This window comes from Stenotrophomonas sp. NRRL B-14846 (assembly GCF_050473585.1).
Taxonomy (GTDB): Bacteria; Pseudomonadota; Gammaproteobacteria; order Xanthomonadales; family Xanthomonadaceae; genus Stenotrophomonas.
The window spans coordinates 863,985-881,076 of the sequence record NZ_JBFLUN010000022.1; the positions used below are offsets into that span (position 1 = coordinate 863,985).

At 66.7% G+C, this 17,092-nt stretch carries 11 protein-coding genes and 2 tRNA genes; 5 read left to right on the forward strand and 8 right to left on the reverse strand.

The window, feature by feature from the left end:
• The first annotated feature begins 4 nt into the window (after positions 1-4).
• Complete coding sequence (locus AB1281_RS06180; protein WP_430345317.1) at positions 5-1,600, forward strand: alkaline phosphatase D family protein; 1,596 nt, start codon at positions 5-7, stop codon at positions 1,598-1,600.
• Positions 1,601-1,713: 113 nt separating this feature from the next.
• Here the strand turns inward: AB1281_RS06180 and AB1281_RS06185 are convergent, their stop codons facing one another.
• The 4 genes from AB1281_RS06185 to AB1281_RS06200 all read right to left on the reverse strand — a co-directional run bounded on the left by AB1281_RS06185 (position 1,714) and on the right by AB1281_RS06200 (position 8,594).
• Positions 1,714-3,822, reverse strand: a complete 2,109-nt coding sequence (locus AB1281_RS06185) for a phosphocholine-specific phospholipase C (protein WP_430345318.1) — start codon at positions 3,820-3,822, stop codon at positions 1,714-1,716.
• Positions 3,823-3,830: 8 nt separating this feature from the next.
• Positions 3,831-6,209: a TonB-dependent receptor gene (locus AB1281_RS06190; protein WP_430345319.1), complete on the reverse strand. Its 2,379-nt coding sequence runs from the start codon at positions 6,207-6,209 to the stop codon at positions 3,831-3,833.
• 115 nt (positions 6,210-6,324) lie between these two features.
• The gene (locus AB1281_RS06195; protein ID WP_430345320.1) at positions 6,325-7,251 is read right to left on the reverse strand and encodes a c-type cytochrome; all 927 of its coding nucleotides are present in this window, start codon (positions 7,249-7,251) and stop codon (positions 6,325-6,327) included.
• Positions 7,248-8,594: a c-type cytochrome gene (locus tag AB1281_RS06200; protein ID WP_430345321.1), complete on the reverse strand. Its 1,347-nt coding sequence runs from the start codon at positions 8,592-8,594 to the stop codon at positions 7,248-7,250. The genes AB1281_RS06195 and AB1281_RS06200 overlap by 4 nt, the downstream gene beginning before the upstream one ends.
• A gap of 185 nt (positions 8,595-8,779) precedes the next feature.
• Here AB1281_RS06200 and AB1281_RS06205 point away from each other — a divergent pair, with 185 nt between their 5' ends.
• The gene (locus tag AB1281_RS06205) at positions 8,780-9,898 is read left to right on the forward strand and encodes an alpha/beta fold hydrolase (protein ID WP_430345322.1); all 1,119 of its coding nucleotides are present in this window, start codon (positions 8,780-8,782) and stop codon (positions 9,896-9,898) included.
• A gap of 81 nt (positions 9,899-9,979) precedes the next feature.
• Here the strand turns inward: AB1281_RS06205 and AB1281_RS06210 are convergent, their stop codons facing one another.
• Entirely contained in the window at positions 9,980-11,119 is a 1,140-nt protein-coding gene (locus AB1281_RS06210) for an MFS transporter (protein ID WP_430345323.1), read from the reverse strand.
• 184 nt (positions 11,120-11,303) lie between these two features.
• On the opposite strand from AB1281_RS06210, the gene AB1281_RS06215 reads away from it, so the two are divergent.
• Positions 11,304-11,999 (forward strand): alpha/beta hydrolase, encoded by a 696-nt coding sequence (locus AB1281_RS06215; protein WP_430345324.1) that lies wholly within the window; start codon positions 11,304-11,306, stop codon positions 11,997-11,999.
• 147 nt (positions 12,000-12,146) lie between these two features.
• Positions 12,147-14,351, forward strand: a complete 2,205-nt coding sequence (locus tag AB1281_RS06220) for a TonB-dependent siderophore receptor (protein ID WP_430345325.1) — start codon at positions 12,147-12,149, stop codon at positions 14,349-14,351.
• A 56-nt stretch (positions 14,352-14,407) separates the two neighbouring features.
• Here the strand turns inward: AB1281_RS06220 and AB1281_RS06225 are convergent, their stop codons facing one another.
• Positions 14,408-15,109: a pirin family protein gene (locus AB1281_RS06225; RefSeq protein WP_430345326.1), complete on the reverse strand. Its 702-nt coding sequence runs from the start codon at positions 15,107-15,109 to the stop codon at positions 14,408-14,410.
• 140 nt (positions 15,110-15,249) lie between these two features.
• Here AB1281_RS06225 and AB1281_RS06230 point away from each other — a divergent pair, with 140 nt between their 5' ends.
• On the forward strand, positions 15,250-16,170 hold the full coding sequence (locus tag AB1281_RS06230) for a LysR family transcriptional regulator (RefSeq protein ID WP_430345327.1): 921 nt from the start codon (positions 15,250-15,252) through the stop codon (positions 16,168-16,170).
• 684 nt (positions 16,171-16,854) lie between these two features.
• On the opposite strand, the gene AB1281_RS06235 is transcribed toward AB1281_RS06230, so the two are convergent.
• Positions 16,855-16,931: transfer RNA gene (locus AB1281_RS06235), tRNA-Arg, on the reverse strand.
• Between the two features lie 32 nt (positions 16,932-16,963).
• Positions 16,964-17,040 (reverse strand) — tRNA-Arg (locus AB1281_RS06240).
• Between the last annotated feature and the right edge of the window lie 52 nt (positions 17,041-17,092).

Genomic DNA, 17,092 nt, shown 5'->3' on the forward strand with positions numbered 1-17,092 from the left:
AGCCGTGGAGACAATCAATCGCAGGCGATTCCTGGCCCTGGCCGGCCTGTCCGCTGCCGGCGCCTGGATGGGCACGGCGCGCGCGCTGGCCGCACAGACCGATGCCACCGCGCTGAACCCGCGCAACCTGCTGGCCTCGCCGCGGTTCGCCAGCACGCCGTTCACCCTGGGCGTGGCCTCGGGTGATCCTTCGGCCGATGGCATGGTGCTGTGGACACGGCTGGCGACCGAACCGCTGGTGTTCGGCGGTGGCATGCCGACCCGGCCGATGGTGGTCGAATGGCAGCTGGCCGCGGACGAGCGCATGCGCAAGGTGGTGCGCCAGGGTTCGGCGATGGCCCATCCTGAGCTGGGCCATGCCGTCCACGTGGAGCTGGAAGGATTGGCACCGGGCCGACCCTACTGGTATCGCTTCACGGTGGGCGGCCATGCCAGTGCGGTGGGTTGCACGCGCACGTTGCCTGCGGCCACGTCGGCGGTGGATCGGGTGCGCTTCGCGGTGGCTGGCTGCCAGCACTACGAAGAGGGCCACTACACCGCGTGGCGGCGCATCGCCGAGGAACCGCTGGACTTCGTCTTCCACTACGGCGATTACATCTACGAAGGCGAAAGCCAGCCGGGCCTGCGGAAGATGAACGGCCAGCCGTTCACCAACCTGCGCAATCATGTCGGGCCGCAGACGTACACGCTGGACGACTACCGCCGCCGCTACGCCCAGTACAAGAGCGATGCCGACCTGCAGGCCGCACATGCGTCGGCACCGTGGTTCGTCACCTTCGATGACCATGAAGTGGACAACAACTGGGCCGGTGCCGAAGACCAGGACGATACGCCCAGCGAGGTGTTCCTGCTGCGCCGCGCGCAGGCGTTCCAGGCCTACTACGAGAACATGCCGCTGCGTCGCTCGGCATTCCCGCGCGATGGCCACATGCAGCTGTACCGGCGCGCACGCTACGGCACGCTGATGGACCTGCACCTGCTCGACACACGCCAGTACCGCAGCAAGCAGGTGAACATGGCGCTGCGTGAGGAGGTGGAATCACCGCAGCGCAGCATTGTGGGTACGAAGCAGGAGCGCTGGCTGTTCGACGGCCTGGCCGATGTAGCGCCGCGTTGGCACACCATCGCCCACCAGGTGGCGCTGGGCAACTACATGCGCGAGAAGGACGGCGTGGTGCAGTCGTCCGATGACCAGTGGTCGGGTTATCTGGACAGCCGTCGGCGCCTGCTCGACCACATCCAGAAGGTCGGCTTCGACAACGTGGTGACCGCCTGTGGCGACGCACACCGGCATTACGCCAGCGACCTGGTGCAGGACCATCGTGATTCGGGCGTGGTCTCCAGCGAGTTCCTTGCCACCTCGATCACGTCCGGCGCCGACGGCCAGGGCGTGGACGCATACGCCAGCAATCAGCTCGCGCACAGCCCTTACCTGAAGGCGACCACCGACAAGCGTGGCTATGTGCTGTGCGATGTCACCCGTGATGCATGGATCGGCGATATGAAGACGCTGGATTCCGTGATGCGGCCGAACGGTACCGTGCAGAGCTGGAAGCGCTACGCGGTGGAGCACGGCCGGCCGGGATTGCAGGACGCCTGATCGGCCCAGTGGCTTGTAGAGTCGAGCCATGCTCGACTGCTTTTTCCGATCAATGATCGAACAGCGATCGAAAAGCAGTCGAGCATGGCTCGACTCTACAACGGCGGGGCGACTCAATCGTGCTCGAACCGCAGTGGTTCGCTGCCCATCGCCGGATCACTGGTGCCGGGGCGACCATCCTCGGCGCGGCCCGCCAGGCGCAGCACACTCTCACCCGCGCTGACCTGCAGGTCATACCAGCCGGCGGTAGGCGTTGCATCCCACGCCAACGAAGTCTCTGCATGCGCGGGCAGTGCCAGCGTCTGCTCGGGCATGTGCCCGGCATAGGCACCGGCATGCACGCGCAGTTGCTGCGCGCTGTCACCCAGATTGCGCAGGTGCAGCCGCAGCTGGCCGTCCGCAGGCTCGACCGCAGCCTGTACGGCGGCTGCCTTGGCCGCTCCCTGGAAGTGGCGGTGGAAGCCGTTCGGGCCGAGCAGCCACAGGTCATAGCGGCCCTGGGCGTCCAGCGGCCAGCGCTCGCGCAGCGGCGTACCGGGCAGCAGCGTATAGCGGCGTGGCACCGCACCCAGCCGCAGCCGGTCGTAGACATGCAACACCGCCGCCGCACCTTCGCATGACAGCGCCAGATCCACACCCGAGGCGTCGACCGCAGCAATCGATGCCTGCGGCCGGTAGGGCAGGGCACGCGCCGGGCGCACGCCGCTTTCCTGTTTCGCCGGCTTCAGTCCGTCCGGCAACGCCGGCACGGTGCGTCCAGGCAGGGCGGCAGCACGTGCGGCAACGGCGCTCACGTCGGGCAGGCCGCGTACGAACGGACGGGTATCGCGCTGGGCGAAGTCGAAGGCGTTGCTCAGGTCCCCGCAGACCGCACGGCGCCAAGGCGAGATGTCCGGTGCGGCGACGCCGAAGCGGCGTTCGATCAGCCGTATGACCGAGGTGTGGTCATACACCTGCGAATCGACCCAGCCACCTCGGCTCCACGGCGAAATCACGTACAGCGGCACGCGCGGGCCCAGCCCATACGGGCGGCCGCGTAGTTCGGCCGCGTCGTACTTTTCGTCGCCCGGCGCCGGATTGCGGTGGTACTCGCCCTCGGTGCTGACCGAAGACGCACCCGCCCATCCGCCGTCCACGGGCGAAGGCGGTGCCGGTGGCGGCATATGGTCGAAGAAGCCGTCGTTCTCGTCGAACATCAACAGCAGGGCGGTGCGGCTCCACACCTCCGGATCGGCGGTCAGTGCATCCAGCACGCGCGCGGTATAGGCCGCGCCCTGGGCCGGGCTGGAGGGGCCGGGATGCTCGCTGCCGGCCGCATCGGCGATGATGAAGCTGACCTGCGGCAGGCGTCCGTCGACCACGTCCTGGCGCAGCTGCGCCAGGCCACGCGTGCTGACCCCGCGTGCGCGCAGCTGCGGGTCATGCCCCGGCGCAGCGCGGTAGGCCTGGCGGAAAGCCTCGAAGCCGGCCAGCGGGTTGTCGGTGAAGTTGTCGGCCATGTCCTGGTAGATCTGCCAGGACACACCGGCCTTCTGCAGGCGTTCGACATAGCTGGTCCAGCGGTACGACGCCGGGTGCCCGCCCTGTTCGGGGAAGTTGTCGTGCGAGTTGGCGATCACCGGGCCGCCGGCACGCGCGTGCGCATCATTGTGGCCGGTCCACAGGAACACCCGGTTCGGGTTGGTTCCGGCCTGCATCGCGCAGTGGTAGGCGTCGCAGATGGTGAAGGCATCGGCCAGGGCGAACTGGAAGGGCAGGTCGCTGCGCTGGAAGTAGCCCATCGAGTGGTTCTGCTTGGCCTTCGGCCACTGCCCCATGCGTCCGTGGTCCCAGGCCCGCTGTGCATCCGGCCAGGTGTGCGGCGTGCCCTCCACCCGCATGTAGCCGAAGTGCGCAGCGGTATCCAGCGGGAACGGTGCGATCGCGCGCTTGCCGCTGGCATCGGGTTGCAGCCATAGGCTGCGCGCGCGGCCGCCGGCCTGCAGTGCCTGCGCCGGAGCGATGAAGCGATCGCCGAAACCACGCACGCCCGGCAGCGTGCCGAAGTAGTGGTCGAACGAGCGGTTCTCCTGCATGAACACCACGATGTGCTGCAGGTCTTCGAGGCTGCGCGTCTGCGCGGCGGGGGCGATCGCTGCGGCCCGGGCGATGCTGGGCAGCAGCGGGGAAAGGCCAGCGGCAACGCCGGCCTGCAACAACCGGCGTCGGCCGATATCGGTCACGGGCTCACTCACAGGTCCACACGGAAGGAGATGCCGACGGTGCGCGGGGCGCCGATGAAGGCGTTGTCGCGGCCGTCCACCCCTGCAAGATACCGCTTGTCGGTCAGATTGCTCACCACCAGGTTGGCGCCCATGCCCTTCAGGCGCGGCGACAGGCCCTGCAGGTCGAAGCCGATGTTGGCGTTGAACACGGTGGCCGAAGGCAGCTTGTTGACGTTGGCGGCATCGAGGTAGCGCGTGCCCAGGTAGCGACCGGACAGGCCGAAGTTCCAGTTCTCACCCTGCCAGTCCGCCGACAGGACCAGGGTCTGTTCGGGCTGGCCGATCACCTTGGCGCCGTCGACGATGCCCAACTGGGTATCACGTGCGGCATCGCCACTGCCCAGGTACTTGGAGCGGTTGTAGGTATAGGCGGCGTTGAGGCGCCAGCCGTTGTCCCAGCCATAGCCGAACGCCGCTTCCAGGCCGTTGCTTTCCACGCCGCCGAAGTTCTCGTAGACGCCGTCGGTCTCGCCGAGGTAGTCGATGCCGCTGACGAAACCGGCCGGCAGGTAGACGATGCGGTTGTCGAACTTGATGTTGTACAGGGTGACCGAGGCGGTCAGTGGCCAGCGGCTGATGCGCATGCCCACTTCGATGTTGTCGGCGGTTTCCGGCTCGACGTTGCGGAAGCGCTGCGGGTCGGTCTCGCCGAGCACGCCGGAGGGAATGGCGGCGAAGTTCTGCGAGAAGCCAGCGAACAGCTCCATGCCTTCCACGCCGGGCGCCCAGGTGAAGCCGGTGGACAGCAGCGGATCGGACTTGGAATCGGATTTGACGTGCTCGCTGGCACCGATCACGCGGCGGCGCGACTGGTCGACGAAGAACTGCTTCACGCCCAGGCGTGCGCTGAACGGGCCGAAGCGGGCCACGTCCTCGACGTAGTACATCTGCTCGTCGACCTTGTACTTGTCCTCGAACTGCACCCAGTAAGGCTGGTGGTCGAAGGCGATGTCCTGGCCGACGTTGAGCAGGCGGTGCCAGTCGCGGCGGGCCGAGCGGTCCAGCTTCTCCACCCACAGGCCGCCGCGGATCGTGTTGTCGACCGCACCGAAGGTCTGCCGCCACTCGACGTCGGCGGTCACGCCCATGCGGTCATTGTCGTAGTGGGTGTGGCGATACGACTGCGCGCCCAGCACGTTGCCGGCATAGCAGTTCGGATCGTATTCGGCAGTGAAGCCCAGCCGCGGCGTGCAGCTGGCCAGGCGCTGCGCGGCGCTGCCGTCGGGATTGACGAAGAAGATCTGGCCGCGGTTGCTGCCGCCATACACGGTCTTTCCGCCGATGTACTCCGACTCGGGGCGGCCGGCACCATCATCGCTGACCTGTGCCAGGTACGGTGGCAGCCAGTCGCCACGACCTTCCATGCGGTGCCCGTAGGCCGCCACCGAGGCCTTGAAGCCGTTGCCGCCGTCGAAGGCCGCGCGCAGGTAGCCGAAGGTGTTCTCGCGCAGCGCACGCGAGCCGGAACGGTAGTTCTGGTCCAGGTAGGGAATGCCGGTGAGGGTGCCGACTAGGTTGTCGCGATCCGGATTGCTGGCGAAGCCCTTCGGCGAGACGCTGGTGTACTCGGGCTCGTCGGCATCGTTGTAGGACAGGTAGCCGGTCAGCGTCCAGCGGTCCAGCTCGGTGATGAACTTGCCGGCGATGTGGTCGTTGCTGGTCTTGCCGCTGCCATCGATCCAGTCATGCACGCGGGCCGAAGAGGCACTCACCCAGGCGCGTGTATGGCCACCGAGCAGGCCGGTGTCGTAGCGCACGTAGTACTTGCGCGCTTCGTTGTCACCGGCACCGACCACGAAGCGCAGGCGGCTGTCCTGCAGCGGATCGCTGGTGAGGAAGTTGAGCGTGCCACCCAGCGCTTCGTTCGAGCGCGAGGAGATGTCGGCGGTGCCCTGGCTGACTTCCACCGTTTCCAGATCGAGGGTGTCGATGTAGCGGTTGGCCAGCGAACCGCCGCCGTAGCCGGAGCCTCCGTTGGGCAGGCCGTCGATGGTGGTGCCGATCTGCTGGGTATCACGGTTGGTGACGAAGCCACGCATGCTGATCTGCGTGCCCCACACCGACGAACCGGTGGCATCGGCCTCGCTGACCACGACGCCGGGCACTTCGTTGAGTGCGTCGTTGACGCTGCTCATCACGGTCTGACGGTTCAGCGTTTCCGCACGCACCGAGGTCTTGGCGTAGCTGGTGGCCTGGCCGATCACCTGCACCTGGTCGAGGGTTCGCGCATCGCTGCTGCGCGCTTCGGCCGCGTCGCCCTGCGGTGCTTCGGCCAGGGCGTCCAGTGCGGGGGCGATCAGCAGGGCAAGCAGCGAGACACGGGGAAAGCACGCAGACGTTCGCATCGAGACCGGACCTTCGGAGGAGGGAAGCCCCGGAGTGTCGGCAACGCCAATGACATCGGCATGACGTGACGATGCAGGAATCGTGTTGTGCGACGGCCGGCACCCGCCGCTTGCTTCAGTACCGTGCGTCCTTGGGTTTCGGGTCGCGTGGCCAGTCCTTGCTCTTGTTGGCGAAGTCCGGCCGGGGCTGGTTGATGAAATAGCCGGCGATGTCCACCGCATCCTGGTCCGGCATCACCTGCTGCCCCAGCGGCGGTTCGCGGGTCACCGCCGGCGGCATGTTGTGCTTGATGAAACCGGCCGCCTTGTACAGGCGCGCCATGCCGGCGCCGATGTTGAAGCTGTGGTCGCCCCACAGCGGCGGGAAGGCGATATCACCGCTGGCGTCGCGCCGGCCTTCGCCGTTGTCGCCATGGCAGGCGGCGCACTGCACGGCGTACAGCGCCTGGCCGCGGATCGGGTCCGGGGTCAGCGTGCTGTCGATCGGCCCCTCACTGGGGGCGGCCACCTTTGCACCGTCTGGCACGGGACCGCTCAGCCACGCCATGTAATCGAGCATCGCGCGCATCTGCGGCGCGTCCTTCGGCAGCGGCTTGCCGTTCATCGAACGCTGCAGGCAGCCATTGATGCGTTCGGCCAGCCCGATCACCTTGCCCGGGCGCGGCATATAGCGCGGATAGGCCCCACCACCGGTGTTGAAGTAGTGGTTGCCGAACGGCCGCTTGCCTTCGGCCATGTGGCACGAATTGCAGTTCAGATCGTTGCCGACGTTGTCCGGCAGCAGGCGCGCGGTCTCGTTGAGGATGCGCCGGCCGAGCATCACCGATTCGGCGTTGCCCAGCCCGGCGATCTCTTCGGCGCTGGGCGCGTGGTAATGCCCGACCACCTTGCCCTGCGCATCGAGGATATCGATCGTGCTGGCTACGGCGGCATCCAGGTCCGGATGCAGGTGACGATAGGCCAGGGTGCCGGCACCGGCCAGCAGCACCACGGTGATCGCACTACCGAACAGCAGGTGGGAACGTCTGCGCGAACGTTTCATGGTGCGGCCTCCTGCGGAACGTAGTGCACTGGCTTGTCACGCACCACCCTGCGCATGCGCGCCACCTCGACCTCGCTCACTGCGCTGGCCTGGTTGCCCCAGCTGCTGCGGATGAAGGTCAGGATCTGTGCCAGCTGCGCATTCGGCAGCTGCTCGAAGCCGGGCATGGTGAAGGCCATGCGGTCGTGCGGGGTATGCGGCGTGCGGCCGCCGATCAGGGTCACCTGTACCAGCGAACTGGGATCATCCGCGAATACGATCGAGTTGCCGGCCAGGGCCGGGTAGACGCGGGGCATGCCGCGGCCATCGGCGCGGTGGCAGGCCTGGCAGTGCTCGGCATAGGCCAGCGAACCGGCCACGCGGTAGTCGCCATTGCGCAGTGCGGCGGTGGTGGTGTCGGTACCCGGCGACCACTGTGCGCTGCGGCCCTCACGCGCCGGCAGCTGCTTCAGATAGCGCGCCATCGCCAGCAGGTCGGCGTCGGACAGGTACTGCGTGCTGTGCTCGACCACATCGGCCATGCCGCCGAAGGCCGCCGAGCGATCGGTGCGTCCGGTGCGCAGGAAGTCGACGATCTCGCCCTCGCTCCAGCTGGCCAGGCCGGTCGACTCGTTGCGCAGGTTCTTCGCGTACCAGCCTTCGAGCACCGAGCCGGACAGGAACTGGCGGCCGCCATCGTCGGCCATCGCCTTTTCCTGGAATGCCAGCCCGCGCGGTGTATGGCAGGCACCGCAGTGGGCCAGGCCTTCCACCAGTTCAGCGCCACGCTGCTGGCCGGCATCCAGCGACGGATCCGGACTGAACGAGCGCGGGCGCGCGAACAGCAGCTGCCACCAGGCCAGTGGCCAGCGCATGTTGGCCGGCCACGGAATCGTGCTGTCGGCGTTGCTTTGCTTCACCGGCTGCACCGAACCCATGAAATAGGCATACAGCGCCTTGATCTCGGCATCGCTGGCGATCACGTACGAGGCGTACGGCATTGCCGGATACAGCGGCTGGCCATCGTGTCGGAAGCCACGGCGCACCGCACGCTCGAAGTCGGCGTAGTCGTAGGCACCGATGCCGGTGTCCGGATCGGGGGTGATGTTGGTCGAATAGATCGTGCCCATCGGCGTCTGCATGCCGAGGCCACCGGCGAACGGCTTGCCGCCCGGTGCGGTGTGGCAGGCCGCGCAGTCGGCGGCACGCGACAGGTACTGCCCCTGCGCGATCAGCGCCGGATCATGGATGTCGACCTGCGCGGTCTGCCGCGGTGCGAACCAGTAGGGCGTGCTGCGGGCGATGCCGTAGGCGGCGGCCAGCGTGGCGGCCAGGGCAATGGCGAGCTTGAACGAGGTGCGCATGGCGGCACTGTGGGCAATCCCGCGCGCGCGTTCATTGATCCGGATCAATGACTGAACGGATACAGCTTGTACACCAAGCTGAATCGTTCCTGCGTTGTCATCAAGCCGTCATCCGCGCGCGATAGATGGCCGGTCTATTGGGGCGTTAACGTCCCAACCTGTCTGATTCACCCCTATGACGTGATATGAAGCGCCTGCTGCTGCTGTTGCTGGCGTGCGCCGGCTTGTGGCTGGCTGCATGCTCCTCCTCCATCAATGCCTCGTCCACCTCGCTCGCCGATCGGCTGATCGCGCCGGGTGGGGTGTCGACCCTGCTTGATCGTCCGCGCATCGCTGCGGCCATCGCCGAACTGCCCAACCGCCATGGCTTCGCACCGGGCCGCGATGGCGTGCCGATCTTCTGGCGTGTGTTCGACCCCGGCGACTACGGCGCGCGTTACCACTACCTGCCGCAGCGCCACGAGAACGGCCTGCCGCTGGATACCGGCCTGAGCCTGGCCGTGCCGCAGCCGTTCCATGCGCAGGCGCCGCGCGGCACCGTGGTGCTGCTGCACGGCTGGATGATGAACGGTGATTCGATGCTGCCGTGGTCGCTGCAGCTGGCCGAATCCGGTTATCGCGTGATCACCCTCGACCTGCGCAACCATGGCCAGTCCGGCGCCGGTCCGTCCGGCTATGGCACCTATGAATCGGATGACGTGGTCGATGTGATCGGTGAGCTGCGTGCACGTGGCGAAGTGACCGGGCCGCTGTACCTGTTCGGTGTGTCGTACGGCGCGGCCACGGCGGTGTTTACCGCCGACAAGCTGGGCGACCAGGTGGAAGGCGTGGTGGCGATGGAATCGTTCGCCAATGCCGGCGTGGCCATCCGCACCATGATCCCGCACCTGATGGGGCTGCAGCCGGAAGGCCTGAAGGCGCAGGCGGTGGCGTCGTACGCGCGCTGGCGCTACGGCGGCCAGGACATCAACCAGGTGATCGCCGCCGCCAGCCGCCGCATCGACGTCGATCTGGACCGCGTGGACGTGGCGCGCGCGCTGGCCGATACCCGCGCCTGCGTACTGCTGCTGCACGGGCAGGGCGACCAGCACATTCCGGTCAGCCAGGGTCGCGAACTGGCCCTGGCCAACCCGCGCGCGCACTACATCGAAATGCGCGGCGAGGATCACATCACCCTGCCGTTGCGGCTGGACCTGCTGGCCGGGGTGGTCGATGACTGGATGGCGCGCGACGAGCACCATCCGCAGAGCGCGTGCCCGGCACCGCAGCTGCCGGCCCAGGCGGAGTGGCTGACGCGCAGCTGAGAAAAGGGGACGGAGGGGATTAAGTCGTTTCCAGCCCTGGTGTGCGGGAAACGACTTAATCCCCTCCGTCCCCTTTTTCTGTCAGGGTAGGCGTCGTGCCAGTGATCGCGCGGATGCGGCGACGCCGAGCAGCAATGCAGCGACGCACAGGAAGGCGAAGCCGAGGCTGGTGGCGTGCGCCAGTGCGCCGATCGCTGCCGGGCCGGCGAGGATGCCGGCGTAGCCCAGTGTGGTGACTGCGGTGATGGCGATGCTCTCCGGCATCACCCGCTGCTGGCCCGCCATCGAGAACAGCGCCGGCACGATGTTGGCGCAGCCCAGCCCGACCAGTACGTAGCCGGCCAGCGCCACCGGGAACGAAGGCACCAGCGTGGCCAGGGTGAAGCCGGCTGCCGCGGTGATGCCACCGATGACCAGCGTGCGGGTCCGGCCGAGGCGCTCGACGATGCCGTCGCCGAACAGGCGCATCGCGGTCATCGCCAGGGTGAACAACGCAAAGCCGGCGCCGGCCTGGTCACGCGGCACCTGGCGTACGTCGGCCAGGAACACCGCGCTCCAGTCCAGCATCGAACCTTCGGCGAGGAATACCACGAAGGCCAATGCACTGATGAACAGCACAACCCCATGCGGCCACGCCAGCATCGGACCATCGTGCAGGAGGCGCTGTGGTCGCCAATGCGGTGCCGCCAGTACGGCGACCAGCAGCAATGCCGCCACCGAAACCAGTGCGGCCAGCCACAGCGGCGTACCGACGATCAGCAGCCCGGTCATGCAGCCGGCGCCGACGAATCCACCGATGCTGTAGAACGCATGGAAGCCGGACATCATCGTGCGGCCGGCATCGCGCTCGACCGCGACGGCCTGCATGTTCATCGTGCAATCCATCGCGCCCACGCCGGCGCCGAACACGAACAACGCCGCCCCCAATGCGAAGGGGGAAGGGGCGAGCGCCAGCAACGGCAGTGCCAGCAGCACCAGCGTGCAGGTAATCACCATCAAGCGTCGGCAGCCGAGGCGGCCGGTCAGCGCGCCTGCCAAAGGCATCGCCAGCAACGAACCCAGCCCAAGGCAGAGCAGCACCGCGCCAAGGCTGGCATCGGTCAGCCCGGCCTTGGCCTTGGCATAGGGCACCATCGGCGCCCACGCGGCAGTGGCGAATCCGGGAATGAAGAAGGCGGCACGGGTGGCGTGCTGCTGGGCACGTGGGGATGAAGGCGTCATGCGCGATGCGAAGCTCCGGGGAATCAGGATGAAAACGTTTTCAGGCTGAGTCGGCAAGTGCCATGGATGACATTGAACGACGCATACGATTGCAATGACCCGATTGCGTCACCAGCGATTAACGCGGCACGCGGACAGTGGCTGCACGGTCGGCATTCCGCCGCCCGCTGCCGGAGACCTGTACATGAGCACGACACCCACCATCCTCCTCGTCCATGGATTCTGGGGCGGGGCCGCACATTGGGCCAAGGTGATCCTGGAACTGCATCGCAATGGCCATGACCATGTGCAGGCGGTGGAGTTGCCGCTCACGTCGTTGGCCGATGATGCAGGACGCACGCAGAAGATGATCCGGCAGATCGATGGACCGGTGGTGCTGGTCGGCCACTCCTACGGTGGCGCGGTGATCAGCCAGGCCGGCAACGAGGACAACGTGAAGGCCTTGGTCTACATCGCTGCCTTCGCGCCCGATGCCGGCGAGAGCCCGGGAGGCATCACCCAGCAGCACCTGCCAGAGGCCGCGCCGAACCTCGCGCCGGACAGCGATGGCTACCTGTGGCTGCGTGCGGACAAGTTCCATGAGAGCTTCTGCCAGGACCTGAGCGCCGACGAAGGCCGGGTGATGGCAGTGACCCAGAAGGCGCCGCTGGCCAGCACTTTTGGTGACGCGGTCAGCGACCCGGCGTGGAAGCACAGGCCGAGCTGGTACCAGCTGTCCCGCCACGACCGCATGATCGCGCCGGACAACCAGAAGGCCATGGCCGCAAGGATGCAGCCCAAGCGACTGCTGGAGCTGGATGCCAGCCATGCCTCGCTGGCCTCGCAGCCGAAGGAAGTGACCGCGCTGATCCTGGAGGCCTGCGCCGCCATCGGCGGCTGAGCCTGCGGCAGCGCGCCGCACCACAGCACATCGCACGACAGCCGGGGCGCAGGGGAGTACACTCCTGCGCCTGCGGCCATCCGGCCGCGTCCCCGTCTTCCCTCCAGCCGCCGCCAGAGGATCCCACCCGATCGTGGAGGTCCCGTCGTGCTGCCTGTGCCTGATGCCCGTATTCCGTCCCCGTTGCCGCGTCGCCGTGCATTGCCGCAGGCGCTTGCCCAGAGCCTGCTGATCACCGCACTGGCCAGCAGCGGCATCGCAGCCGCGCAGTCCACCACCGAGCCGGACAAGGCCCCCCGCACGCCGGCATCGCAGACGCTGCAGACCGTGCAGGTCACCGCCAACCTGCTCGGTACCATCACCGAGGGCAGCGGCGCGTACACGCCCGGTACCATCGCCACCGCCACCCGCCTGGTGCTGACGCCGCGCCAGACGCCACAGAGCGCCAGCGTCATTACCCGCGCACAGATGGACGACTTCGGCCTGAACGGCATCGATGACGTCATGCGGGTGACCCCGGGCATCAGCATCGTTACCTACGACAGCGAGCGCACCGAATACTACGCGCGTGGATTTGCCGTGCAGAACTTCCAGTACGACGGCATCCCGATGTCGCGTGACTCGGCCTATTCGGCGGGCAACACGCTCAGCGATACCGCGATCTATGACCGCATCGAAGTGCTCAAGGGTGCCACCGGCCTGCTGACCGGCATGGGCGATCCAGGCGCGACCATCAACCTGGTGCGCAAGAAGCCGGGCAAGGACTTCGCCGGCAGTGCGACGCTCGGTGTCGGCCGCTGGGATGACTATCGTGCCGAGATCGATGTGGGTGGCCCGTTGACCGCCGATGGGCGTGTGCGCGGCCGCGCGGTCGGTGCGTGGCAGGACAAGCATTCCAACTTCGACCACTACCAGCGCACCAGCAAGGTCGGTTACGCCGTGCTGGAGGCCGATCTGGGCGAGCGCACGCTGCTGACCGTGGGGGGCGATGCGATGGACAGCGATCCGAAGGGCTCGACCTGGGGCGGCATTCCGCTGCTGGACAGTGCAGGCAACTTCAATGACATGCCGCGCTCGTTCAACAACGGCACCCGTTGGAGTGGCTGGGGCCAGTATGTGCGTACCGGCTTTGCCACGCTGGAGCACACCTTCGACAACGATTGGGTCGCCAAGCTGCAGCTCAACCACCAGGTCAACGGCTACGACGCCGCGCTGGCCGGGGCGGCGGGTGGAAATCCTGATCCGGTCACTGGCGAAGGCGTGTCGCTGTGGCTGGGCAAGTATGTCGGCAAGACCGTCAGCAACGCTGCCGACTTCTATCTGAGCGGTCATTTCGGCCTGTTCGGCCGCGAGCATGAGCTGGTGGTGGGCGGCAGTGCCTCGCGCAAGCGCTGGACCAATACCGGCTACTCGCCGCAGCCTGGCTACCCGACGGAAGTACCCGACTACCGCGCATGGCAGGGCGACATTCCCGAGCCGGAGTGGCAGCGCAGCTACAGCAACAACGAAGTGACGCGTGAGAACGGCCTGTACGTGGTCGGTCGTTTCGACGTGGCCGATCCGTTGAAGCTGATCGTCGGCAGCCGGCTGGCCAGCTACCGCTCGCCGGACACGCGCGAGACCGGCGTCTATGTGCCGTATGCCGGTGTGGTCTACGACCTGGGTGAGCACTACTCGGTGTACGCCAGCTACAGCACCATCTTCAAACCGCAGGGGCAGCGCGACGAGCAGGGCAAGGCGCTGGATCCGTTGGAAGGCCGCAGCTACGAGGTGGGCCTGAAGGCTGAGTTCTTCGATGGTCGCCTCAATGCCAGTGCGGCGCTGTTCCAGCTTGACCAGGACAACTTTGCCCAGCCCACCGGTGGCAAGACGCCGGATGGTCAGGATGCCTATCGCGCTCTGATGGGGGTGCGTACCAAGGGTTACGAGCTGGAAATGTCTGGCCAGCTGGCCGAGGGCTGGCAGGTGCAGGGTGGGTTCTCCCACAAGATCGCGCGCCAGGCCGGTGGCAAGGTGACCACGCTGGAACCGGAAAACCAGTTCAGCCTGCACACCAGCTACCGCCTGCGCGGCGACTGGAAGGGGCTGACGCTGGGCGGTGGCGCGCGCTGGCAGGATTCCACCTTCGGCGAGATCACCAACCCGGCCACGCAGGCCAAGGTGGTGCATCGCACTCAGCCCTATTGGTTGCTCGATGCGATGGCGCGCTATGAATTCAACGATCGCCTGTCGGCCACGCTCAACGTAAACAACCTGCTGGACAAGCGCTACTACACGATCTTCAGCTGGTACAGCACCTACACCTGGGGTGAGCCGCGCAATGTGCGGTTGGCGATGACGTACAGGTTCTGACACCAGGCGCTGCACGAAAACGCCCGCGGTGCGTCATGGCATCGCGGGCGCTGCGGTTACAGCGGCAGGTCGAACACCAGCACTTCGGCGTCGTTGCCGTTTTCCAGGGTCAGCTGCGCTTCGTCGCTGACCTGCAGCGCATCACCGGCTTCCAGGGTGATGCCATTGACCTGCAGCTGGCCGCGGGCTACCTGCACATAGGCGCCACGGCCGTTGCCGAGCGCGTGGTGCAGCTTCTGGCTGCCATCGAGGATGGTGGCGAAGATGCGGGCATCCTGGTGGATGCGCAGCGAACCATCGGCACCGTCCGGCGAAGCGATCAGGCGCAGCTGGCCGCGCTTGGCTTCCGGGGCGAAGTGGGTCTCCTCGTAGGACGGCGTGATGTTCTCGGTGTCCGGGAAGATCCAGATCTGCAGGAAGTGCACGGTTTCGTCGGCCGAGTGATTGAACTCGCTGTGGCTGACACCGCTGCCGGCGCTCATGCGCTGCACGTCACCGTAGCGCAGCACCGAGCCGGTGCCCATCGAGTCCTTGTGCTCCAGCGCGCCGCCCAGCACATAGGAAACGATCTCCATGTTGCTGTGGCTGTGGGTGCCGAAGCCCTGGCCGCCGATCACCTTGTCTTCGTTGATCACCCGCAGCGGGCCGAAGCTGACGTAGCGGGGATCGTAGTAGTTGGCGAAGGAGAAGGTGTGGCGCGAGGACAGCCAGCCATGCTCGGCCAGGCCACGGGTAGCGCTCTTGCGGATCTGCAGCATGATGGAATCTCCTTGTTCGATGGTTTCGATGGGGCGGGGTGGGGCGGTAGCCGCCGTGTTTCCCCGTTGGAGAGAAGTATCCGCTTGCGCCGGGGGTTTGAAAAACGGATAGTTTTGACAGCCATCATCGAAAAATTCGAATGCTCAAGCTCAGCCTCGATGCCCTGCAGATCCTGGACGCCATCGACCGCCGCGGCTCGTTCGCCGGCGCCGGCAAGGCCCTGCACAAGGTGCCCTCGACCATTTCCTACACCGTGGCCAAGCTGGAGGAGGACCTCGGCGTCCAGCTGTTCGACCGGGTTGGCCCGCGTGCCGAACCGACCGAGGCCGGACGCGCCCTGCTGGACGAGGGGCGGCATCTGCTGCGCGCGGCCCGCGAGCTGGAGCTGCGGGTGCGCCGGGTGGCGTCGGGCTGGGAGACCGAACTGACCCTGGCGGTGGACTCGGTGTTCCCGACCTGGCTGCTTGGTCCGGACATCGCTGCGTTTCGTGAGGCGGAGGCGCCGACCCGGCTGCGGCTGATCGGCGAGGCCCTGTCCGGCACCTGGGAGGCCCTGCTGGACCGCCGCGCCGACCTGCTGGTCGGCGCACCGGGCGAGGGGCCCAGTGGCGGCGGTTACGTGGTTGAGCCGCTGGGAACGGTGGAGTTCGTGTTCGCGGTCGCGCCGGATCATCCGTTGGCCAACGTGCCGGGCGTGCTTGGTCGCGAGCAGCTGGTCGAGCACTGCGCGATCGCCGTCTCCGATTCGGCGCGGCGGTTGCTGCCGCGCACGGTGGGCCTGTTGATGGGGCAGGAGATGCTGACCGTGCCGGACATGGCCAGCAAGCTGAAGCTGCAATGCGAAGGCGTGGGCTTCGGTTTCCTGCCCGAGCCGTGCGCGCGCGCGGCGGTGGCGCGTGGCCAGCTGGTGATCCGCGAGGTGGAGGAACACAAGCCGGAGGAAACGTTCTGGCTGGCCTGGCGCACCGGCGAGGATGGCGCGGCACTGCGCTGGTGGCGCGAGCGCCTGCGGAGGCCGGAGCTGCTGTCGCAGTGGTGGCAGGCAATGGCCAAGGGGTAGGGGTTTGGCAGGGCTGCGCCCTGCACCCGCTACTAGCTGGAGCAACAGCAACAGCAACAGCAACAGCAGATGCTGGTTTCCTGAGGGATGGCGGGGTGGGTCCGGTTGCGGGGGGCGCTGCAAGTCCCCCTCCGGGGCCCGGCCCAGCCGCTGGCGGCTGTGCGTTCGGGCGCTTGCGAAGCAATGCTTCGCAAGCAAAGCGCCCTCACCCATGTAAGCTCGGTCGCCGCATCCATGCGGCTCACACCCCCGCAACCGGACCCACCCCGCCTTCGACAGATTTCCGCGATCTGTCGGAACGGCATGGACCGCTGTTGGTAGGTGTCGACCTTGGTCGACACAGTAGATCCACGCCATGCGTGGATGCTCTTCGATCAATTATCGAAATACTCGAACTCGATGGAGTCATCCACGCATGGCGTGGATCCATCAGATCGCGGAAATCTGTCAGAGGTGGGGCGGCATGGGCAGGCAGGACCGTTGGCGGCATGGATGCCGCCATCGAGCCCCCATGGATGGGTTTACGGCGCGTCCTGCCTGTCCATGTCGCCCCGCCAACCCACGGAATGCCAGCTTTTGCTGTTGCCGTTGCCTTGGCTTGAAGCATCTGCAGGTGCAGGGCGCAGCCCTGCCGAAAAACACACATAAAAAAACAGCAGGCCGGGGCCTGCTGTTTCGGTGTAATGGTGCGCCCGGAGAGATTCGAACTCCCGACCGCCTGGTTCGTAGCCAGGTACTCTATCCAACTGAGCTACGGGCGCCAATTACATAAACTTGTTGTGCTGACTGTGTATGGTGCGCCCGGAGAGATTCGAACTCCCGACCGCCTGGTTCGTAGCCAGGTACTCTATCCAACTGAGCTACGGGCGCGCGGTACACAATCAACTTACTGCCTAATTTTACTGCATTTCCAGCGGCGGAT